We start from the raw sequence: 23824 nt of genomic DNA on the forward strand, positions 1-23824 counted from the left end.
AGATTTATATTAATCCAAAACTAAAGATTAAAAGTATACATGTCAATCCCCATTTATGATGAAATTTTTATCTCCCCATAAATGGGGATATGTCTCCCTATAAATGGTGAGAAGTAACAAACTTCATTCCATAAAAAAAGACCTCAAAAATTGAGGTCTTTTAACATTATACTTTATTTATTTACTTCTTAAATTTCAACACTTCACTTCTTCCTTTTTTGAAGATTTTGTTACTGTTTCCTTTTCCTTTTCTTAACTCTTTTTGTTCTTCAAAAGACAATTGAATTATTTCTTGGCAATCTGTAGAACAAGTATTTTCCATAGCCTCAGAACACTCATCACATTGTATAAATAATAAATGACACGCTTCGTTTGCACAATTTGTATGCTCATCGCACGCTTTACCACATTGATGGCAGTTAGAAACTACATCATCTGTAATACGTTCTGCTCGTCTATGATCGAACACAAAGTTTTTACCGATAAACTTATTCTCGATGCCTTCTTCTTTTACCTGACGTGTGTATTCTATAATTCCGCCTTCTAATTGAAAAACGTTTTTAAAACCTTTGTGTTTATAATAAGCAGATGCTTTTTCGCAACGGATTCCTCCTGTACAATACATTAACAAATTCTTGTCTTCTTTGTTGTCTTTTAAATCTTCTTCAATTATATCTAAAGAATCTCTAAAAGTATCTACATCTGGCGTTACTGCTCCATCGAAATGACCAATTTCACTTTCGTAATGGTTACGCATATCTACACAAACTGTATTTGGGTTTGCTAACATTGCGTTGAATTCTGCTGCATTTAAATGCACTCCTTTTGCAGTTACATCAAAAGTATCATCATCTAAACCATCTGCAACAATTTTGTTTCTAACTTTTACTTTTAGCTTTAAAAACGATTTATTGTCTTGCTCTACAGCTACATTTAAACGAATGTCTTTTAAGAAAGAAATTGCATCTAATTGGTCTTTTAAAGCGTAAAAATTTTCTGAAGGAACAGATAATTGTGCATTTATGCCCTCGTAAGAAACATAAATTCTACCAAGAACATCTAAAGCATTCCATTCTAAGAATAATTTGTCTCGAAGTAATTGCGGATTTTCTATCTTATAATATTGATAGAATGATATTGTTAAGCGGTCTTTACCAGCTTCGTCTATTAATGCAGCGCGTTCTATGGCGCTTAACTTATTGTACAGTTGCATGCTATACTAATTAGGTTAAACTAAATATTTTTATTGATTACAAAATTACAAAATTTTACTGAAATCGCGTCATTACGAGGAAGAATGACGAAGTAATCTGTAATTAATAGACCTAATTGATTTTCTTTTTTTAACCACATAGGCATATAGAAAACATAGCCCTATGTTCTCTATGTGGTTGTTAAAAAAACAGTTTAGAGCAAAAATGACAAAGCTATCTGTTTACTGATTGTGAGATTGCTTCGTTCCTCGCAATGACGTTGGCAAACAAATTTAGCCCAGATTGAAGCATTTGTTTGAGCTCTTTTTTGAGATGCTGATTTTTATCAGCACGAAGAAAAAGCGAGTGCGGAAAGCTGGAAATAGCTTCTAATAAAAACTTATTTTATTATTATGTTATAATTTGATATTAAATTGTTTAATTCTAAACATCAGGATTTTTTGTGCTTCAATTTTAAACTTTAGTTGATTTATAACATTTTAAGTAATTTGTATGATTTTTATTTTTAAGATATTTGCAGCTCAATTATAATATTAAATTTTTAGGCGATGAAAATAGCTGTAGTAGGTGCAACTGGAATGGTGGGCACAGTAATGTTAAAAGTTTTAGAAGAGCGTAATTTACCAATAACAGAATTTATTCCTGTAGCTTCTGCAAGATCTGCTGGAAAAAAATTATCATATAAAGGAAAAGAATATACCATAGTAACCTTAGAAGATGCCGTAAAAATGGCACCAGATGTAGCTTTATTTTCTGCTGGTGGAGACACTTCTGTAGAATGGGCACCAAAATTTGCTACTGTTGGCACAACGGTTATCGATAATTCTTCTGCTTGGAGAATGGACCCAACTAAGAAATTAGTAGTTCCGGAAATTAATGGTGATGTTTTAACAAAAGACGATAAAATTATTGCGAATCCTAATTGTTCTACAATTCAGCTAGTGGCAGTTTTATCTCCATTGCATTTAAAATATAAGATGAAACGTGTAGTGGTTTCTACGTATCAATCTGTTTCTGGTTCTGGTGTAAAAGCAGTGCAACAATTAGATAATGAGGAAGCTGGTATTGATGGTGAAATGGCGTATCCTCATAAAATTGGTAGAAATGCAATTCCGCATTGTGATATTTTCTTAGAAAACGGATATACTAAAGAAGAAATGAAGTTGGTTAAAGAACCAAAAAAGATTTTACGTGATGATTCTTTTTCTGTTACAGCAACTGCGGTTAGAATACCTACTGCTGGTGGGCATTCTGAGGCTGTAAATGTTCAGTTTGAAAATGAATTTGATTTGGCTGATGTAAGAAAAATATTAAGTGAAACTCCTGGAGTTATTGTGCAAGACGATTTGGCAAACAACGTATATCCGATGGCAATTAATGCGCATGATAAGGATGAAGTTTTTGTTGGACGAATTAGAAAGGATGAATCTCAAGAAAATACCTTAAATTTGTGGATTGTTGCAGATAACCTTAGAAAAGGTGCAGCTACAAACACAGTTCAAATAGCTGAATATTTGGTAGAAAATAATTTAGTTTAATTATATTTTCTGAATGTCAGTTCGAGTGATTTCGCTTTTTCGTGAAATTGTATCGAGAACTAATTTATAATACAAATATTATTTATTAAAGTTTACAAATGGCAGATTTTCACAAAGTAAAAATACAAGAAGTAAAACAAGAAACCGCAAATGCGGTTTCTGTTTTGTTTAACATACCTCAACAATTAGTATCAGAATTTAATTTTGAAGCGGGTCAATACATTACGTTACAGAAGGTAATAAATGGCGAAGAAATTAGAAGAGCATACTCTATTTGTTCTACTCCAAAAAGTGGTGAGGTTAGAGTAGCAATTAAAAAAGTAGAAAACGGAGTGTTTTCTACCTTTGCAACTTCGACTTTAAAAGCTGGTGATGAAATTGAAATTTCTATACCAGAAGGTCGTTTTTTATTAAACACAGAAGCTAATAAAAACTACATTGGTTTTGCTGCTGGTTCTGGTATTACACCAATTTTATCGATGATAAAAACAGTTTTAGAAACAGAACCTACTTCTAATTTCACTTTGGTTTACGGTAACAAATCTGTTGCAGACACTATTTTTTACACAGCGTTAAATGCCTTAAAAGAATCTTTTTCAGGAAGATTAAACTTACATTATATCTTTAGTAGAGAAAATGTAAAAAATGAATTAAGAGGTAGAATTGATGAAAATGTTACCAATTATTTTGTTAAAAACATGTACAAAGAATCTACTTTTGATGCTGCTTATTTATGTGGACCAGAAGAGATGATTAAAGAGGTTTCTAAAGCCTTAAAAAGCAACAATATTAGCAAAGAGAATATTCATTTCGAATTATTTACAGCTTCTGTAGATGAAGAAGCTACCGCAGAAATTAAAGAAGGCACAACCGAAGTAACTATTTTGTTAGACGATGAGGAAACTACATTTTCTATGCAACAAACAGATGATATTTTAGCTGCTTCTTTACGTAATAATATAGATGCACCTTATTCTTGCCAAGGTGGTGTTTGTAGCTCTTGCTTAGGTAAAGTTACCGAAGGAAAAGCTGTTATGGTTAAAAATTCTATTTTAACTGATGATGAAATTGAAGAAGGTTTAATTTTAACTTGTCAAGCTCATCCTACTACACCAAAGATTACTGTAGATTTTGATGACGTATAAAATCCGTATTTTTGTAAAGTATGGATATTTATGATTTAAAAAACGCTATTCTTATTGGATTTTTCATGGCTTTCATGATTGGTCCTGTCTTTTTTATGCTGATACAAACCAGTATTTTAAAAGGAGCTAGAGCAGCTATTGTTTTCGATTTAGGTGTTATTTTAGGTGATATTACTTTTATTCTTTTCGCTTATTACGGAAGTAGACCATTGTTAGAAAAAATTAAAGACGACCCAAGATTATTCTTTTTTGGCGGGATCGTTTTAATAGTTTATGGTTTAATAACTTTCTTTGACAAAGAAAATAAAAAAGAAAAATTAGAAGCTGCAAAAACTATAGAAGTACCAATTATTAAAAACAACTATCTTAAATTATTTCTAAAAGGGTATTTTTTAAATTTTATAAATATTGGCGTTCTAGCTTTTTGGTTAGGTACTGTTTTAGTAATTGGCCCAACTTTAAACATGAATCAGAATGCTATTTTTAGCTATTTTGGAGTAATTATTATAGCTTATTTTGTTACCGATCTTGGTAAAATATTTTTAGCAAAACAATTAAAAAATAAAATGACACCTACTTTAATCTATAAAGTAAAAAAAATAATGGGAATTATTTTAATAGTCTGTGGTGTATTTTTGTTCTTAAAAGGATTTATTCCTAATGATAAAATAAATCAGTTAATTCAATAAAAAAGCCCTTTAAGTGTAAAAACTTAAAAGGCTTTTTTTATTATTTTGAATACTTTTTACTTTACTTCAAGCTTATTATTTTCTAAATTAATATCAGCCATTAAACCACTTTTATCAATTATAACCGATTTAACATCTTTAGAAACATCAAAAGAATAAGTTGGGTGCGCCCAAGTCCAATCTTCTAAAATCTTAGCAGATGTTGGCTTTTCCCCTCGCATCATTCTTAAAGGAATATTAAAATTTTCTTTAGTTCCGTCTGTGTAAGTAACTTCTAAATCTATTGGCATTGGCATTTTACCAATTCTTTCTAAAGTAACTTTCTTACCATTAACAGACTTAATTCCATAATCTATAGTATGTAATGTTTGTGTCCATTCGTTTAAATACCAATCTAAATGAATACCAGAAACCTTTTCCATAGAACGTTTAATATCGTTTGGTGTTGGATGTTTAAAACTAAAATCTGTATAATATTTTTTTAGTCCTTTAGCTACATTTTCTGCTCCAATAACATATTCCAATTGCGATAAGAAGATATTTCCTTTAGAATAACTTGCAACACCGTAACCTGTATTAGAATTGTATCTATCTGCATGTGTAGAAAGCGATTCTTCAATTTTGTTTTTCACAACATAATTATAACCTCCGTAAGAACCTCTGTGTGGGTTTGCTTGTCCTCTTTTTAAAATAGCATTTGAAGCTTTATTAGAAATATACGTTGTAAAACCTTCATCCATCCAAGGATGTAAACTCTCATTTGAAGCTAATAAAAATTGAAACCAAGTATGTGCCATTTCATGTGCTGTTACACCAAATAAACCACCGAAACTTCTTTTACCAGTAATTAAAGTAGACATTGCATATTCCATACCACCATCTCCACCTTGCACAACAGAATATTGCTTATAAGGATATTGACCTACATTTTCGCTAAAATAGGTCATTATCTCCGCTGTTTTTGGCTGAAGATCTTTCCAATTTTTTAAATACTTCTCTTCTAACGTTTTCTTATAAAGAAAATGTAAATCAATACCATTTTCCATTTTTAAAACATCGTGTGTGTATTCATTATCTGCTCCCCACATAAAATCGTGAACATTTGGTGCTTTAAAATGCCATGATAACTTATCTCCTTTTGGCAAGTTTAATGCTTTCGTTTTATCTTCATATCCATGACCAATTTCTTGTGGATTTTGTAAGTAACCAGTACCTCCAATTGTGTAGTTTTTATCTAAATGAATTGTTACATCAAAGTCTCCCCAAACACCATGAAATTCTCTTGCAATATAAGGTGGTGTGTGCCAACCTTGAAAATCATATTCTGCCATTTTTGGATACCATTGAGACATTGACAAAGCAACACCTTCTTTACTATTTCTACCAGATCTACGAATTTGAACAGGAACTTGAGCATCAAAATCCATATCAAAAGTTACGCTTTCTCCTGATTTTATTGGTGTATTTAAAGTAACCTCTAAAATTGTACCTACAGTTTCAAATAAAACTGCAGCTCCATTTTGCTTTAAAGTATTTACTTTAATATAACCAATTTCATTTGGCTTTAACTTACTAATTCTATCTCCAATTTTTGCACTCGGATCTTTAATATTTAAAGAACGAACATCCATTTGAGAACCAGGTTGAAAAGCATTAAAATACAAGTGATAAAAAACTTTATCTAACGCCTCTGGAGAGTTATTAGTATAAACTAGCTTTTGTTTTCCTTTATATTGATGGTTATTGACGTTCATATCAATATCCATTGTATAATCTACATGTTGTTGCCAATAACCATTATCGCTTTTAGTTGATGATGTTTGCTTTTCTGAATGTGCAGCTTCTTTAGTCTGCGCACAAGAAACCATCATTAAAAGAGATAAACCTAAAAAAATTGTTTTTTTCATTTCTATATTATTAATTTTTAAATTAGTCTAATTATTTACCGTTCACAATTTTATCTGCCATCATTAAAGCATTATATGCGTTTACAACTCTACCAGAGACAGATAATTCAGAAAACTGAACCATTTCTCCTTTAGGGTTTTGTCTTGATGCAGAACCTGGCTTTATAACTTCAAAATTAATTTTAAGTCCAGAGTTCATTAATATATGCTTTACTTGGCTTGCCGTTAATTTCGGGTAATAAGAACGAACTAATGCAGCAACACCTGCAGTCGAAGGCGCAGCCATTGAAGTTCCGCTAAATTTAGCATAACCATTTTCTGGAGTTGTAGAATAAATTTGAACTCCAGGAGCAAACACATCTACATTCTTTTTACCGTAATTAGAAAAGTTAGCAGGTAATTTTTCGTTATAATTTAAACTCATCGCTCCGATTGTTAAAACATTATCAGAGATTTCTGTTTCTAAATCTTTCGAATCATTAGGATATGTTTTTTCTACATCAATGTTTTTACCATCATTACCAGCAGCATTTACAATTAATACATCTTTAGAAGCTGCGTATTTTATTGCTTCCCAAACCCATTCTTTTTTTGGAGAATACTCCTTTTCCAAAACTTGTATTTATCACTTTTGCACCATTATCTACTGCATATCTTATTCCTAAAGCAACATCTTTATCGTACTCATCTCCATCAGGTACAGCTCTTACTGCAATAATTTTTACATTATTAGCAACACCATTCATTCCAACACCATTATTTCTAGAAGCGCCAATAATACCAGAAACATGCGTTCCGTGTGCTTCACTTTTTATAGAATGACCACTTTTATTATCTCCATAAAATTTCTGATCCATAGTGTTTGGGTTATCACCTAGAACACTTCTATAATCTTTTTTTAACGCATCTCCATTTAATAAATTAGCTGCATTTGTAGCTAACTTTGTAAGTTCGTCTTTTGCTGCACTTATAGATGGTAAACCAAAACCATACATCTGTTTAGCAATAGCAACACTTTGCAGTAAAGAAGCATCTTCTGTTACAATTGCTGCAACCTCTTCTTTTGTATATTCAGCTTTTTTTAATTCTTTCGCTATTGCTGCGTCAGCACTTGTAACTCTTTGCAACATTTGATCAAACCTTAATTTACTTGCTTTTGCTGCTTTAACTTTTCCATCATAAAAAGCTTGAGCTTTATCAGCTTCTTCCTTAGTAGTAATCGTTGGATCTTTTACAATTCTTTCGTATTCAGAATTTTCTTTATAAATACTTCCTAAAAAGTTCCAACCATTAATATCGTCTTTATATCCATTCTTATCATCATCAATTCCGTTCCCAGCAATCTCTTTTTTATTTACCCAAGCAACATCTTTTAAATCTTCATGCTTTAAATCTGTACCAGAATCTACTACCCCAACAATTACCTCAATTCCTTTTTTACCTTCTAAAAATTTATACGCTTTTTCTAAACTCATTCCCGGAATAGAATCTGTAGCAAGATCTGCATGACCCCAACCATTCATTTCGTCTTCAGTTAAAGTTCCTTTTTTTGCAGGAATATTTATGTAATTATCCATTCCTGTTGGTACAGGAATATTAGAAACGGATTTACAACCTGTAAAAATAATACTTGCAGTTGCTGCAAAAAATATTGATTTAATAATCTTCATAATTGTGTTATTCTATTAATTAAATATGTCTGTGAATTTATGTACGCTGTTTAATCTTACTCCTTTTTCTGTATGTTTAACTGTGCAAATTTCATTGTAAGCATCATGTTCTAAAAAAGGTAGTAATTGTTGTCTGCTGCTTCGTTTAAAAAAGAAGCTTTTTCTTTTATAGTTAAGAGAGGTCTTGTATCATAACCCATTACATAAGGTAAAGGAATATGGCCTACTGTTGGCAATAAATCTGCCATAAAAACAATCGTTTTATCTTGATACGTTATTTTAGGTAACATTTGTTTTTCTGTATGCCCATCCATAAACAAAACATCAAAACCAATTTGATCTACTGCATTTCTATGTATAAAGTCTAATTGTCCGCTTTCTTTAATGGGATTAATATTTTCTTTAAGAAAAGAAGCTTTTTCTCTTGGGTTTGGTTCTATTGCCCACTTCCAATGATTATCATTAGACCAAACTTTAGCATTTTTAAAAGCAGGAATTAATAATCCTTCGTTATTTCTTTGGATAACACCTCCACAATGATCAAAATGAAGATGTGTTAAAAAAACATCTGTAATATCATCTTTATGAAAACCATGTTTTTTTAAAGAGCTATCTAAAGAAAAATTTCCAAATAAGTAATAATAGCCAAAAAATTTATCTGATTGTTTGTCTCCTAAACCTGTATCAATTAAAATTAATCGATCTCCATCTTCAATTAACATACAACGCATGCTCATTGATATTAAGTTATTTGAGTCTGCAGGATTCGTTTTTTGCCAAATAGTTTTAGGTACTACTCCAAACATTGCACCACCATCTAACTTAAAATTCCCTGTTTCTATAGGATATATCTTCATAGTAGAAAAATCAAATTTATTAAATATAACGCATAAAAATAGTTAATTAATAACTTAAAATTATCAAAAATGAAATTTAAAGTATCAAACACACAAAGATGAAAAAAATACTTGATTTTTTGTTAACAAAACTTTAAAGGTTTTAATAACAATCTATCAACTTAACAAATATGTAGATTAAACAACTTGTAGTTTAAATATAAAAAGGATTTTAATTTTCATCAACAAAACAACAAATAGTTTTTATTTTATATTCTGAATCAATCGCAATTAGTGGAATGATTGATGTGCCTGAATTATTAGGCATTACTCATAAGTAATCTATTTGGGTTTGTATTTAGAAAATTGGAATTATTGGCTCTATTTAAGCGGTTTTTTTTGGGTCTTTACAGATTCTTCGACAATTTTATATACTGTAAAATGTATTACCACTTTTGCATCTTTGTGCTTATTAAGAACTTTGCTTGTTTATTTATATCTTTTAAATCATTATTTATAAATAATGATTTTGTTCCTATTATTTTTTCAATTCTATTTATAATTTCTTCACTAGAATTAGATAAATCATCTAAAATAATTACTTCAAAATTATTTTCAATTAACTCGACTACTATGTGAGGGCCAATATAACCACCTATTATTATAATTTTAATAAAATATTTAAATATTTTATTTGGAGCTTACAAAAACATGAAACAAAAAAACAACTAGTAGGTACTGGTAGGTTAAAATAGTTTTTACTACATTTGTGTTCATGAAGATGATTTCTTTAAATAAAAAGGTAGGAGCGCCAAAATACAAACAGATAATTACATCTATTGAAGATGCAATTTTGAACGGTACTTTAAAAAAAGGAGATAAGCTACCATCGTTAAATAACATAAAAACAGCACATTCTCTTTCTAGAGACACAGTTTTAACGGCTTTTAATGAGCTTAAAAATCGTGGAATAATACATTCTATTGTAGGAAAAGGATATTATGTTTTAAGTGAAGACATAAGTGTTTCACAAAAAATATTTTTACTTTTTGACGAACTAAATTCTTTTAAAGAAGATTTATACAATTCTTTTTTAGCTAATTTAGGAAACCACATACAGGTAGATATTTTCTTTCATCACTTTAATCCTACAATTTTTAATAAACTTATTTCTGATAATGCAGGAGACTATAATTCATATATAATTATGCCCGCAAATATAGAAGACACAATAAACAGTATTCAGAAATTACCTAAAGACAAAGTCTATATTTTAGACCAAGTGCAAAAAGATTTATTGGATTATACAGCTATATATCAAAACTTTGAAAAAGATATATTTAATGGCCTTAATAAAGGAATTTCTAGAATTAAAAAATATCAAAAACTGATTCTATTATATACAAAAGATAAACAACCTAAGGGTTTATTAACAGGTTTTAATACATTTTGTAATCATAATAATTTAGACAACGAAGTAATTTCATCACTTGAAAATAGAATGCCAAAAAAAGGGGAAGTTTATGTTGTTTTAGAAGATAAAGACCTTCTTGTAATTATTAAAAAAATTAGAAAAACATCTTTAATTTTAGCTCAAGATATTGGAGTTATCTCATACAACGACACTTTATTAAAAGAGATTGTAGCAGGTGGAATTACAACTATTTCTACCAATTTTAAATTAATGGGAAAAAACCTAGCGGAAATGATTATTAATAACAATGTTGACAGTATAGAAAACCCTAGCAATTTAATTTGTAGAAATTCTTTATAAGTATGTTTACAATTGCTACCACAATGGAAAATGACTTTGCTTATTTAGATTTAAAGAATGGTAAAGAATCTGCAAAAGCAAAAATATCTTTACATGAAGGTGGAAGGTTAATGGAGTTACAGTTTAACGGCATTTACATTATTAAAGATCAACCTTCTTCAAAGTATAAAGACACTTTTGCATCTTCCATCTTATTTCCGTTTGCGAATAGAATTAAAAATGGTTTATACTCTTTTAATGGAAAAGAATATCAACTTAATTGTAATGAAAACGGAAGAAACAATGCTTTACACGGTCTGGTTTTTGATAAAAAATTTGAAATTATTGATAGAGATTTAAAATATAATTCTTGTGCTATTACTTTATTATATCAAGAAAAAGAAAAATCAATCGGGTTTCCTTTTTTATATAACATATATATAACATATACCCTTAAGGATAATAATATAAATGTATCTGTAAAAATAAAAAATACGGACAAAAATTCATTTCCTTTTACATTAGGATGGCATCCTTATTTTTTAAGTAACGATCTATATAACAGTTCGCTTAATTTTAAAAGTAATGAGAAAATACAATTTGATAAAAACTTAATTACTTCTGGTTTTACAACTTATAATCAAGAAATGCCTCTCCAAATAAAAGACAATCAACTAGATGATTCTTATATTTTAAAAACTAATTTAATTGAGTTTACAACACCTTTATATCATATTAAACTAGATACAAATACAGCAGAAAATTTCTTACAAACTTACACGCCAGAAAACAGAAATACAATTGCAATTGAACCAATGACTGGTATTTGCGATAGTTTTAATAATAAAAAAGGATTACAAACCTTACATTCTAATGATGAATTTACAACTCAATGGAATGTTACTTTTTATAAAAAAACAATACCAAATGAATAAAAAACTAATTAAAGAGGTTAAAAAAAGTTTTAAGAGCCATTTTAAAACTAAACCATTAATCGTTTTTTCTCCAGGTAGAATTAACTTAATTGGTGAACATACAGATTATAATGAGGGCTTTGTTTTTCCTGCTGCAATTAACAAGGGGATAGCATTAGCAATTCAAAAAAGCACTTCTAAAAAAAGTAAAGTATTTGCTATAAATAAAGAAGAAATACACGAATTTAGTTTAGATAAAATACAACCTTTAGAAAACGGAGGTTGGCAAAATTATATTTTAGGAGTTGTAGCAGAAATTCAAAAAAAGGGAATTGTGTTAGATAATTTCAACATCGCTTTTGCAGGAAATATTCCTGGAGGAGCAGGTATGTCTTCTTCTGCGGCTTTAGAAAATAGTGTTGTTTTTGGTTTAAATTCTTTATTTAATTTAAGCCTTAGTAAAAAAGAAATGATTTTAATTTCGCAAAATGCAGAACATAATTTCGCTGGTGTTAAATGTGGAATTATGGACCAATACGCAAGCATGTTTGGTAAGAAAGAAAGCGCTTTGTTGTTAGACTGTAGAACTGTAACATCAAAAACATTTAAAATTGACTTTAACAATTATAAACTGTTATTGATCAATACAAACGTAAAACATGACTTATCTGAAAGTGCTTATAATAACAGAAGAGAGGTTTGCGAAAAAGTTTCTCACCTTTTAAAAATTGATGCTTTAAGAGATGCAACTAGAAATGATCTAGATAAAGTTAAAAGTGATATTTCTGAAGAGGATTATCAGAAATGTTTATACATAATTCAAGAAAATGAGCGCGTACAATTATTTTCTGAAGCTATAGAAGAAAATAACATTGTTTCTTTAGGTGAATACTTATATAAATCTCATAATGGCTTAAGTACTAAATACAACGTAAGTTGTAAAGAGCTAGATTTTTTAGTTGACAGCACTAGAGAAAATCAGAAAATTTTAGGCGCAAGAATGATGGGCGGAGGCTTTGGAGGCTGTACAATAAATCTTATTTTAAAAAGTGAGGTGAAAAATTTCAAAAAAGATATTTCACAAAAATTTCAAAATAAATTTAATAGAGCGTGTTCTATTTATAGTGTTAAATTATCTAAAGGAACAAGAAAAGTTTAGTATTTCAATTAACAGTATTTATTTAGCAAAAAACACAAAAATGAACACAAATTTACAAGATTACTCACATAAAAGATTTAATATTTTAACAGGAGAATGGGTTTTAGTTTCTCCTCACAGAGCAAAACGGCCTTGGCAAGGACAAAACGAAGCCGTTTCTAAAGAAGTGAGACCAACACACGATTCGAGTTGTTATTTATGTGCTAGAAATACAAGAATAAATGGCGAAGTAAATCCTGATTATAAAGATGTTTTTGTCTTTACAAATGATTTTGCAGCACTCCAAAAAGATTCTCCTAATTTTAATGTTAATGAGGGATTATTTAAAGCGGAAAGCGAAACGGGTATTTGCAAAGTAATTTGTTTTAGTCCTGATCATTCTAAAAGTTTGGCAGATATGGCTGTAAATGAAATCACTAAAGTTGTTGCCGTTTGGCAAAAAGAATATACGTTACTTGACGATAATGAAGCTGTAAACAATGTCCAAATTTTTGAAAACAAAGGAGCAGTTATGGGCTGTAGTAATCCACATCCTCACGGTCAAATATGGAGTCAATCTACATTACCAAACGAAATAGTAAAGAAAGACAACCAACAAAAAGAATACTTTAGTAAAAACAAAACGAGCCTTTTAGGAGATTATTTAGCCCAAGAATTAGAAGCTAAAGAACGAGTTATATTTGAAAACGATCACTTTGTTGCACTAACTCCTTTTTGGGCTGTTTGGCCTTTCGAAGTAATGATAGCGCCTAAAAAAAATTATAAAGACATTACACAATTATCAGATATTGAAAGCGTAGCGTATGCAGAAGCTATTTCTGTAATTACAAAAGCTTATGATGCTTTATTTGAATGTTCTTTTCCTTATTCTTCAGGAATTCATCAAGCACCTACAAATGGGAAAGAAAATAATCATTGGCATTTTCATATGAGTTTTTACCCACCACTATTAAGAAGTGCCACTGTAAAGAAATTTATGGTAGGTTATGAAATGTTTGGAACACCTCAAAGAGATATTACTGCTGAACAAGCTGCAAAAAGATTGAGAGATTTAATTTAAAAAGAATAATATTTTAAATTAAAAAAGTAGCATTTTTAAAAATGCTACTTTTTTTAGTGTATTACTTTTTAAAATAAGTAACCTTTTTTATGCAAAATAAACATAAACACCTACAACAATAATACAAATTACAATACTTGCTTGTTTTGTATATTTCCAAGGTGTAATATCTACTTGTTTGGTATATTCTTGTATATATGCTTCTTTTCGTGGATATAACTTTCCAATTATCAGCATTATAATAACATTTAGTACAAATAGAATAGCACAAATATCCAAGAAGTGTAAACTTGCAAAAGTTTCAGGAGAATATACATCAACTAATAAATAACAAATGTATAAACCACAACCAGAAATAAGACCAATTTTTGCAGCTATAGCAGGTACATATTTTGTTAGATACCCAACAATAATAATCGTTAATATTGGGATACTATAAATTCCGTTTACTTTTTGTAAATAATCGAATAAACTACCAGCATCTGCAATTAAAGGAGCCACAAACATTGCTGCAATAGCTAGAGCTACTCCAAAAGTTTTACCATATTTAACAACTGTTTTTTCATTGGCTTCTTTGTTGATATGTTGCTTGTATATATCAATACCAAATAAAGTTACAGAACTGTTTAAAACACTATTAAAAGAACTTAAAATTGCCCCAAATAAAACAGCAGCAAAAAAACCAACCCAAGCATTTGGCAATACTTTTTTTACTAACATTGGATAGGCACTATCTGCAGATTCTAAATTACCTTCAAATAGATGAAAGGCAATTAAACCAGGTAAAACAACAATAATTGGCCCTAAAATTTTAATAAAAGATGCTAATAACAATCCTTTTTGACCTTCTTTTAAGTCTTTTGCACCTAAAGCTCTTTGTATAATTTGCTGGTTTGTACCCCAATAGAATAATTGCACCAACATCATTCCTGTAAAAATGGTGTAAAATGGTACTGGATCATTTTCACCGCCCATAGATTTAAATTTCTCTGGATTTTCTGTAGTCAAGGTAGATAATCCTTCTAATAAGTTTCCATCACCAATCATCATTAAACCAAAAACAGGAATTAAAACACCACCAATTAATAAACCAATAGCATTTATTGAGTCTGAAACCGCAACTGCTTTCAATCCTCCAAAAACTGCATAAATAGAACCAATAATTCCTATTCCCCAAACACAAACCCAAATGGATTGTTTATGGGTAATACCTAATAATTCTGGAACATCAAACATTCCACTAATTGCGAGAGAGCCAGAGTACAAAATTACGGGAAGTAATACAACTACATAACCGGTTAAAAATAAACCAGAAGTTAACGTTTTTGTAGTTACATCAAATCTTTTTGCTAAAAACCCAGGTACTGTTGTTAAACCACCTTTTAAATATCTTGGCAGTAAAAATATGGCAGTAACTACCATTGCAATAGCTGCGAGTGTTTCCCAAACCATAACAGACAAGCCACTTTGGTAAGCTGCACCATTTAACCCTACAATTTGTTCTGTAGAAAGATTCGTTAATAATAAAGAACCAGCTATTACACCAGCAGTTAAACTTCTGCCTCCTAAAAAGTAGCCATCAGAAGAATCTTCTTTTGTATTTCTTGTTTTTAAGTAAGCTACAACTGCAACGAGTGCAGTAGATCCTATAAATGTTAAAAATTGCATAATTTGTTTTTTTAGTTTGTTACTAATATCTAATATATTAAACGAAGAATATTTTTTATAAAAATGCCCTCAACACAAAAGTATTGAGGGCATTTTATATTCTATTTTTAATTTTTAATTTTTAATAATTTTAGAATTTTTAACACCTAAATCATTCTTTATTCTTACTATATAAACTCCTCTTTTTAAATGAGAAACATCTAGTTCTTTATTATTTTCTCTAACTTTATTTCTTAAAACAAGCTTACCAACTACGTTATAAATACTAACTTCAGATGTGATAGATGTTTTAATATTTAACTTATTTTCCATAGGGTTAGGGTATAAACTTACACCTTTATCAGATGTTAAATCGTCTACACCTAAGACATAAGTATCGCTACTATCCGTTAAAGCCTCTAAACTAAATTTTCTAAACCTAATAGTTTTATATCCGTTAGTTTCATACAATACTCCAATTTTTCCATCTGGTAAAATAGCCATAGAAGAGTATGCAGAAAAACCTGATTGGTACAATTTAGAGTGTGCCCAGGTTTGCCCTTCATCGTAACTAATTCTCATAGTTCCATCTACTCTTGAGCCACTGTTACCAGAGTTACTAAATAGTATTCTATCTTTATCAAAACCATCTAATGTAGAAGTGTATCTTAAGATATTTCCTTGAGAAATTGGATCAACTAAAGTATCATCAAAAGTATAATCCTCCCAAGTTGTACCTAAGTCATCTGTATAGGTTACTAAACGAGTTCCTGTACCATAATGATTTCTAGCATTAATCATAATTCTTCCATCATTTAATTCTACGATTGTATTTTCATCAAAATTAATGAAACTATTATTTTGAGACCTATTCCAAGTTGCACCATTATCTGTACTATAAAGTAGGCTTCCAAATATTTTATTGTCATTTCTAACAACAGCTATTGGAATTACCAAAGTACCATTTCTTAGTTGTATTCCTGTTCCTGCAGATGCCCAGAAAGATTTTTCAACAGAAGGTCTATAAAGATCCGCAGTTAAATCTATTGCTGCAGACCATGTTAAACCATCATCATCACTATACTTATATTGTGATCTTAAAGTAGCAGGATTGCTTGGATCTCCATTTGATTGAAATATTGTTGAAAACTCAGAATATGCATAAAAAACAAATATTCTTCCAGTAGTTTTATCTACAACTGTACATGCATCACCTCCATGATCTGTTTTAATAGTTATTGGATTATCCCAAGTTGCACCATTATCTGTACTTCTTCTTACAAACATATCAATTACACCAGGTACATCTGATGCATTTTCGTAACGTGCATCTGTAACAGCTAGTAGTGTACCATCTTTTGTTGTAACTAAAGATGGTATTCTATAAGTATGAGGAGTACCGTTTACTGAAGCTGCAATTCCATCTCCAACAAATAAATCTAAATCTACTTCTGGTGTCATTAATTCTAAAGGTGGTATTGGAGCTTCTATTGTAATTTGGTAATCTTCAAACTCACCATCTGTAAATGTTTCACAAGGATTGATTGCTGGAATAGCATCATCTGAAGAACGCAAGGCAACTCTCATAGTATATGTACCATAAGTTGTGAAATCTCCTATAGTTTTTCCTGAAAATTGTAAATCTTCAGTTGTATTTCCTCCAGTCCAATTAAAAATATCTTCACCTCCGTCTGCAAAATCACCATCTTTATTTTTATCAATCCAAATGTGAACTCGTTTGTTACTTGCAGCAGCAGGGTTACCAACCCCAAAATTAAATCTATAAGATGTAGAAGCGTTTAGAGTTGTGTTGTTATCTGTAATGTTGATATACCCATCATTACCAGAAGTATGGTTTAATTTGTCTCCATCACCAGATTGAGATATTTTCATATAATCTAAGAAACTAGTTGTAGAGGCTGTCATTGAGCTAACGTCACAACTTACAGCTTCACCAGCAATTAACATTATTTTATAATCTTGTACTTCTCCACCTGTAAAATCATCACAAGGTCCAACAGCATCTATTTCTGCGTCTGCAGCAAGCATTGCTATTCTCATTCTAGATTCACCAGCTGTAACAACTGATCCAATATTTTTACCAGAAAAACCAAGGTTTCCACCAGTATTTGCGCCTGCCCAACTAAAAATCAATTCTCCTGCATCATCAAAATCTTTATCCCCATTCATATCAATCCAAACATGTACTCTTTTATGTGTAGTTGTAGCTGCATCACCAACACCAATATCAAATCTATATGCTGTATCAGATTTTAAAGAAATATCACTATCTGTAATGTTTTCATAACCTACATTTGTAGAAGCTCTGTTAATAATATCTCCATCAGCTCCAGACACTTTAAAGTTATTGATATAACTAGAAGCAGTCATAGGTACAGTTGGCTCACAGTATTCTGGAGCAAGTTCAGTTAATAAAAGATTTACTTTATAATCTTGTACTTCACCACCTGTAAAATCATCACAAGGATTAATTGCACTAATTGCTCCATCAGCAGCAACTAGAGCTACTCTCATTCTTGTAATCCCTTCTTTTTGAACAACACCAATACCTTTACTTCCAAAGCCTAAATCTCCTGAAGTGTTTCCACCTGCATAAGAAAAGATTAATTCTCCAGCATCATCAAAATCTTTATCACCATTCATATCAATCCAAACGTGTACTCTTTTATGTGTAGTTGAAGCGCCATCTCCAACACCTATATTAAATCCATAATTCGTTCCAGAAATTAAAGTAAAGTCAGAATCTGTAATGTTTTCATACCCAACATTTGCAGAAGCGTGGTTTAGAAAATCTCCAGTTGAAGTACCAGCTGTAGAAACCTTAAAGTTATTGATATAACTAGTAGTAGACATAGGAATTGTAGGTTCGCAATATTCTGGAGCAGGTTCTGTTAATAAAAGATTTACTTTATAATCTTGTACTTCACCACCTGTAAAGTCATCACAAGGATTAATTGCACTAATTGCTCCATCAGCAGCAACTAGAGCTACTCTCATTCTTGTAATCCCTTCTTTTTGAACAACACCAATACCTTTACTTCCAAAGCCTAAATCTCCTGAAGTGTTTCCACCTGCATAAGAAAAGATTAATTCTCCAGCATCATCAAAATCTTTATCACCATTCATATCAATCCAAACGTGTACTCTTTTATGTGTAGTTGAAGCGCCATCTCCAACACCTATATTAAATCCATAATTCGTTCCAGAAATTAAAGTAAAGTCAGAATCTGTAATGTTTTCATACCCAACATTTGCAGAAGCGTGGTTTAGAAAATCTCCAGTTGAAGTACCAGCTGTAGAAACCTTAAAGTTATTGATATAACTAGTAGTAGACATAGGAATTGTAGGTTCGCAATATTCTGGAGCAGGTTCTGTTAATAAAAGATTTACTTTATAATCTTGTACTTCACCACCTGTAAAATCATCACAAGGATTAATTGCACTAATTGCTCCATCAGCAGCAACTAGAGCTACTCTCATTCTTGTAATCCCTTCTTTTTGAACAACACCAATACCTTTACTTCCAAAGCCTAAATCTCCTGAAGTGTTTCCACCTGCATAAGAAAAGATTAATTCTCCAGCATCATCAAAATCTTTATCACCATTCATATCAATCCAAACGTGTACTCTTTTATGTGTAGTTGAAGCGCCATCTCCAACACCTATATTAAATCCATAATTCGTTCCAGAAATTAAAGTAAAGTCAGAATCTGTAATGTTTTCATACCCAACATTTGCAGAAGCGTGGTTTAGAAAATCTCCAGTTGAAGTACCAGCTGTAGAAACCTTAAAGTTATTGATATAACTAGTAGTAGACATAGGAATTGTAGGTTCGCAATATTCTGGAGCAGGTTCTGTTAATAAAAGATTTACTTTATAATCTTGTACTTCACCACCTGTAAAATCATCACAAGGATTAATTGCACTAATTGCTCCATCAGCAGCAACTAGAGCTACTCTCATTCTTGTAATCCCTTCTTTTTGAACAACACCAATACCTTTACTTCCAAAGCCTAAATCTCCTGAAGTGTTTCCACCTGCATAAGAAAAGATTAATTCTCCAGCATCATCAAAATCTTTATCACCATTCATATCAATCCAAACGTGTACTCTTTTATGTGTAGTTGAAGCGCCATCTCCAACACCTATATTAAATCCATAATTCGTTCCAGAAATTAAAGTAAAGTCAGAATCTGTAATGTTTTCATACCCAACATTTGCAGAAGCGTGGTTTAGAAAATCTCCAGTTGAAGTACCAGCTGTAGAAACCTTAAAGTTATTGATATAACTAGTAGTAGACATAGGAATTGTAGGTTCGCAATATTCTGGAGCAGGTTCTGTTAATAAAAGATTTACTTTATAATCTTGTACTTCACCACCTGTAAAATCATCACAAGGATTAATTGCACTAATTGCTCCATCAGCAGCAACTAGAGCTACTCTCATTCTTGTAATCCCTTCTTTTTGAACAACACCAATACCTTTACTTCCAAAGCCTAAATCTCCTGAAGTGTTTCCACCTGCATAAGAAAAGATTAATTCTCCAGCATCATCAAAATCTTTATCACCATTCATATCAATCCAAACGTGTACTCTTTTATGTGTAGTTGAAGCGCCATCTCCAACACCTATATTAAATCCATAATTCGTTCCAGAAATTAAAGTAAAGTCAGAATCTGTAATGTTTTCATACCCAACATTTGCAGAAGCGTGGTTTAGAAAATCTCCAGTTGAAGTACCAGCTGTAGAAACCTTAAAGTTATTGATATAACTAGTAGTAGACATAGGAATTGTAGGTTCGCAATATTCTGGAGCAGGTTCTGTTAATAAAAGATTTACTTTATAATCTTGTACTTCACCACCTGTAAAATCATCACAAGGATTAATTGCACTAATTGCTCCATCAGCAGCAACTAGAGCTACTCTCATTCTTGTAATCCCTTCTTTTTGAACAACACCAATACCTTTACTTCCAAAGCCTAAATCTCCTGAAGTGTTTCCACCTGCATAAGAAAAGATTAATTCTCCAGCATCATCAAAATCTTTATCACCATTCATATCAATCCAAACGTGTACTCTTTTATGTGTAGTTGAAGCGCCATCTCCAACACCTATATTAAATCCATAATTCGTTCCAGAAATTAAAGTAAAGTCAGAATCTGTAATGTTTTCATACCCAACATTTGCAGAAGCGTGGTTTAGAAAATCTCCAGTTGAAGTACCAGCTGTAGAAACCTTAAAGTTATTGATATAACTAGTAGTAGACATAGGAATTGTAGGTTCGCAATATTGCCCATAAGAGTAACTAGCAAAAAGCAGGATTACTATTATGCTAAATTTTTTAAAGTAATTTTTCATCATTAAATTTTAGTTTTAATTAAATTGATTTTTAAAATAAACACATAATTTTATATTTTTTATAAAAATGTGAATCTCTACCTCCCAAAACTAATTGATATATATGTTTTGTTAGGAGTAATATTTTGTCAAAACAAGGGGTAATTTATTGCATTTATTAACAATTGCTTGCAGTGTGAAGCTTTTAGAAGTTCCTTTTAAACTAAAGTATTAATGGTTGTATTGTATTAAAATCACTTGTATTACAAATTCATCCAATTTTTAATTGCTTGCATATAACTTCTACCAGAAGTAATTTTTGTTTTTTGGTTATTTTTTAGTGTGATGATAAATCTGCTGTTAAAATATTTCTGAATATCATTTACAAAATCTTTGTTGATGATACTACCTCTGTGAATCCGCAGAAAATTATCGGGTAATTTCTGTTCTAAATTGGCAATGGTTTCTGTACTTAAAAAGGTATCTAAATTAGTGTGAATGTTTGTGTAATTGGCATCAGCTTCAAAAAAAGCAACTTCATCTAGTTTTATAAAAATAAGTCGGTCGTCTTTTTTTACGGTAATTGTGGTCATTTGTTTTACCTCTTTTTTGCTCGCAATTTCTTTTAAAACGTTTAAAATTTGGTCTGAAGAAATATTATTTTCAAAAGATTTTAGTTTGTTGATGGTTTTTTTAATACGCTCTAATTTTACAGGTTTTACCAGATAATCGATGCTATTGGTTTCAAAAGCTTCTAAAGAATACTGGTCGTAAGCTGTACAAAAAATAATAATGGGCAGATACTTTAATTTTTCTATCAATTCAAAACCTGTGCAACCTGGCATTTCTACATCTAAAAAAATAAGATCGGGTTGCAAGGTTTCTATTTTTTCTTGTGCTTCAATGCCGTTTTTTGCAGTTCCTAAAATGGTGAAGGTTTTTGGAAACGATGCCAATAAATTCTGCAAACCTTGTCTTGCAGGTGCTTCATCATCTATAATTAGTGTGGTGTATAATTTGCTCATTTTTATAAATTTGTAGGAATGGTAATGGTAATGGCTTTTTGTGGCGTATTGGCCCAATTTAAAGACGCTTTGTCATCGTAATTTAAACGCAACAAATCATAAACGGTTTGCAAACCATGTCCGCTTAACAATCCGTCAGGGAAATTAGGGCCATTATCATTTACTGAAATAAAAATCTCATCATTATTCTTTTGTATTTTGATATTTATTTTCCCTGCATCCACATTTTTAGAAATACCGTGTTTTACGGCATTTTCTACCAAAGGCTGAATTAAAAATAACGGAATTTTATAATTTTCTAGCGTTTTATCAACATCAATAGTAAATTGTAAATGCTTGTCGAAACGAATTTTCTCTATCTCTAAATACGTTTTTACCATTTCAATTTCTTCTTTTATAGTTCCTGTATTTTCATTTTTTCTGTTGATGGAATACTTAAACAAATCGGATAAAGAATGTGCCATTTTTTGCGTTTTTTCAGCATCAATTGGTGCTAAACTCGCAATAGAATTTAAAGAATTGTATAAAAAATGCGGATTAATTTGTGCTTGAAGCGATTTTAATTCTGCCTTGGTTTTTAGCTCTCTTAAATTGGATAGTTTTAACTCGTTGTCTAGTATTAGTTTTTTTCTTTAAAAATGAAGTAACTTATTAAGGCTCTTACCGATGCAAATACCATCATATAAACAAACACAGTTGCCGCAAATTCGTAATTACGATTATTAAGAGTTTCTACAGTAAAATACATCAATAACATAAAGCTAACAAAAGGTAAAAAACCTGTTGATAAAAAGATTAGCATTGTTTTAGTGAAAATTGAAATAGTAGTTTTTTGAATTTTTATTTCAATAAAACGGAATAAAAACAAAAAAGGAAATAAAGCAGTCGAAAATATGATAGTTGATATGATTGTATCCTTTCTAATAAATTTTGAATAATATTTTTGAGGAAGCGTTAAAAAATCATAAGTAGAAGAACAAAGAATTATAAGAATACTTACAAAAATTAAACTAATAAAAGCTAAAACCCCAAAGCGAAGCCAATCTTTTCTAATTTTCAGCACCAAAGCTTGATTAATTTTGTTTACCAAAAAAATGAAAACTAATAATAAAATAATTGCAGGTAAAATAATTACGGAAATAGGGTTTTTTACCCACCAAATTGTTCTGTCTCTATCAGAAATTTTATCATTTCTAAGATTCTTTAAAACAACATCAAATTGTTTTTCTGCAATAATAGATTTTTCATCAAAGTTTTTTGCATAAACTGTTTTTATAATGGTCATATCCTTCTCATTTAATGGGATGTCACCATTACTATATTCTCCCATTGGATTAAATATACTATGTCTTCGTTCTTTTTTTAACGGATGTGTAAAGGAAGCATTTACAATAGTTTTTGCAATTCTAGCCTCTAATGTTTTTTGAATTTCAATTTCAGTTTTATCAATTTTATACACATAAATTTTTCCTTTTACATAGCCATCATATTGAGTATCTAAACGAGCATGTATGGTGCTATTAAAATTGTCCTCACTATGTATTGGAGTATCTGAAAAATGAATTATTAAATTAGGTAGTTCTTTATTAGTGAATTTAATGGAGATGGTTTCTGTTAGTGAATCTAACTTTTTTACTGTTTTTTTTATTACCAAAATATCAGCATCTGTATAAAGACCTTTTACCCCAATATTTATATCGGTTACCCATTTTCTAATTGGTGTAAATTGATCACTATTCATCTCCACAATTTCTGCCCAAGGAAATTCCGGTAATTTTTCTGTTTCTTGTGCAAAAGAAATGTTTGCAATAAAAAGCAATACTATAAAGTAATGTAATTTTTTCATGATGCTAAATTTAATGGTTTCTACCACAAAATAACATCGTTTTAAAAGTTTATAAAATACATT

At 30.5% G+C, this 23824-nt stretch carries 14 protein-coding genes and 2 pseudogenes; 7 read left to right on the forward strand and 9 right to left on the reverse strand.

Features of this window, described 5'->3' with window-relative positions; all coding sequences use genetic code 11:
• Positions 1–181: 181 nt before the first annotated feature.
• Positions 182–1213, reverse strand: coding sequence for an oxygen-dependent tRNA uridine(34) hydroxylase TrhO (gene trhO, locus N5A56_RS13065; protein ID WP_265725840.1), 1032 nt, complete (start codon positions 1211–1213; stop codon positions 182–184).
• Positions 1214–1762: 549 nt separating this feature from the next.
• On the opposite strand from trhO, the gene N5A56_RS13070 reads away from it, so the two are divergent.
• The 3 genes from N5A56_RS13070 (at position 1763) to N5A56_RS13080 (ending at position 4586) form a co-directional block, all read left to right on the forward strand.
• Entirely contained in the window at positions 1763–2752 is a 990-nt protein-coding gene (locus tag N5A56_RS13070; RefSeq protein WP_265725841.1) for an aspartate-semialdehyde dehydrogenase, read from the forward strand.
• 98 nt (positions 2753–2850) lie between these two features.
• Entirely contained in the window at positions 2851–3897 is a 1047-nt protein-coding gene (locus N5A56_RS13075) for a ferredoxin--NADP reductase (protein ID WP_265725842.1), read from the forward strand.
• Between the two features lie 20 nt (positions 3898–3917).
• Positions 3918–4586, forward strand: a complete 669-nt coding sequence (locus N5A56_RS13080) for a LysE family translocator (protein WP_265725843.1) — start codon at positions 3918–3920, stop codon at positions 4584–4586.
• Positions 4587–4642: 56 nt separating this feature from the next.
• Here N5A56_RS13080 and N5A56_RS13085 read toward each other — a convergent pair whose 3' ends face one another.
• From N5A56_RS13085 to N5A56_RS13095, 3 genes and pseudogenes are all read right to left on the reverse strand, one after another.
• A complete protein-coding gene (locus N5A56_RS13085; RefSeq protein WP_265725844.1) occupies positions 4643–6493 on the reverse strand; it encodes a M1 family metallopeptidase in 1851 nt (616 codons plus the stop codon).
• A gap of 31 nt (positions 6494–6524) precedes the next feature.
• A pseudogene (locus tag N5A56_RS13090) lies at positions 6525–8163 on the reverse strand (S8 family peptidase).
• Between the two features lie 15 nt (positions 8164–8178).
• Positions 8179–9020: pseudogene (locus N5A56_RS13095) on the reverse strand (MBL fold metallo-hydrolase).
• A 754-nt stretch (positions 9021–9774) separates the two neighbouring features.
• Between N5A56_RS13095 and N5A56_RS13100 the strand changes: the two are divergent.
• From N5A56_RS13100 to N5A56_RS13115, 4 genes are read left to right on the forward strand one after another with little or no spacing between them, the layout of a single operon-like run.
• Complete coding sequence (locus tag N5A56_RS13100; RefSeq protein ID WP_265725847.1) at positions 9775–10773, forward strand: GntR family transcriptional regulator; 999 nt, start codon at positions 9775–9777, stop codon at positions 10771–10773.
• Positions 10774–10796: 23 nt separating this feature from the next.
• The gene (locus N5A56_RS13105) at positions 10797–11687 is read left to right on the forward strand and encodes an aldose 1-epimerase (protein WP_274270468.1); all 891 of its coding nucleotides are present in this window, start codon (positions 10797–10799) and stop codon (positions 11685–11687) included.
• Positions 11680–12825, forward strand: a complete 1146-nt coding sequence (galK, locus tag N5A56_RS13110) for a galactokinase (protein WP_265725849.1) — start codon at positions 11680–11682, stop codon at positions 12823–12825. Before N5A56_RS13105 ends, galK begins: the two co-directional genes overlap by 8 nt.
• A gap of 40 nt (positions 12826–12865) precedes the next feature.
• Positions 12866–13885 (forward strand): UDP-glucose--hexose-1-phosphate uridylyltransferase, encoded by a 1020-nt coding sequence (locus N5A56_RS13115; protein ID WP_274270469.1) that lies wholly within the window; start codon positions 12866–12868, stop codon positions 13883–13885.
• An 87-nt stretch (positions 13886–13972) separates the two neighbouring features.
• Here N5A56_RS13115 and N5A56_RS13120 read toward each other — a convergent pair whose 3' ends face one another.
• From N5A56_RS13120 to N5A56_RS13140, 5 genes are all read right to left on the reverse strand, one after another.
• Complete coding sequence (locus tag N5A56_RS13120) at positions 13973–15553, reverse strand: solute:sodium symporter family transporter (protein WP_265725850.1); 1581 nt, start codon at positions 15551–15553, stop codon at positions 13973–13975.
• 114 nt (positions 15554–15667) lie between these two features.
• Entirely contained in the window at positions 15668–20914 is a 5247-nt protein-coding gene (locus N5A56_RS13125; protein WP_265725851.1) for a GEVED domain-containing protein, read from the reverse strand.
• A gap of 239 nt (positions 20915–21153) precedes the next feature.
• Entirely contained in the window at positions 21154–21915 is a 762-nt protein-coding gene (locus N5A56_RS13130; RefSeq protein ID WP_265725852.1) for a LytR/AlgR family response regulator transcription factor, read from the reverse strand.
• 2 nt (positions 21916–21917) lie between these two features.
• Positions 21918–22535: a sensor histidine kinase gene (locus N5A56_RS13135; RefSeq protein ID WP_274270588.1), complete on the reverse strand. Its 618-nt coding sequence runs from the start codon at positions 22533–22535 to the stop codon at positions 21918–21920.
• Complete coding sequence (locus N5A56_RS13140; protein WP_274270470.1) at positions 22535–23761, reverse strand: hypothetical protein; 1227 nt, start codon at positions 23759–23761, stop codon at positions 22535–22537. The genes N5A56_RS13135 and N5A56_RS13140 overlap by 1 nt, the downstream gene beginning before the upstream one ends.
• Between the last annotated feature and the right edge of the window lie 63 nt (positions 23762–23824).

Source organism: Polaribacter ponticola (assembly GCF_026191475.2).
Lineage (GTDB): Bacteria > Bacteroidota > Bacteroidia > Flavobacteriales > Flavobacteriaceae > Polaribacter > Polaribacter ponticola.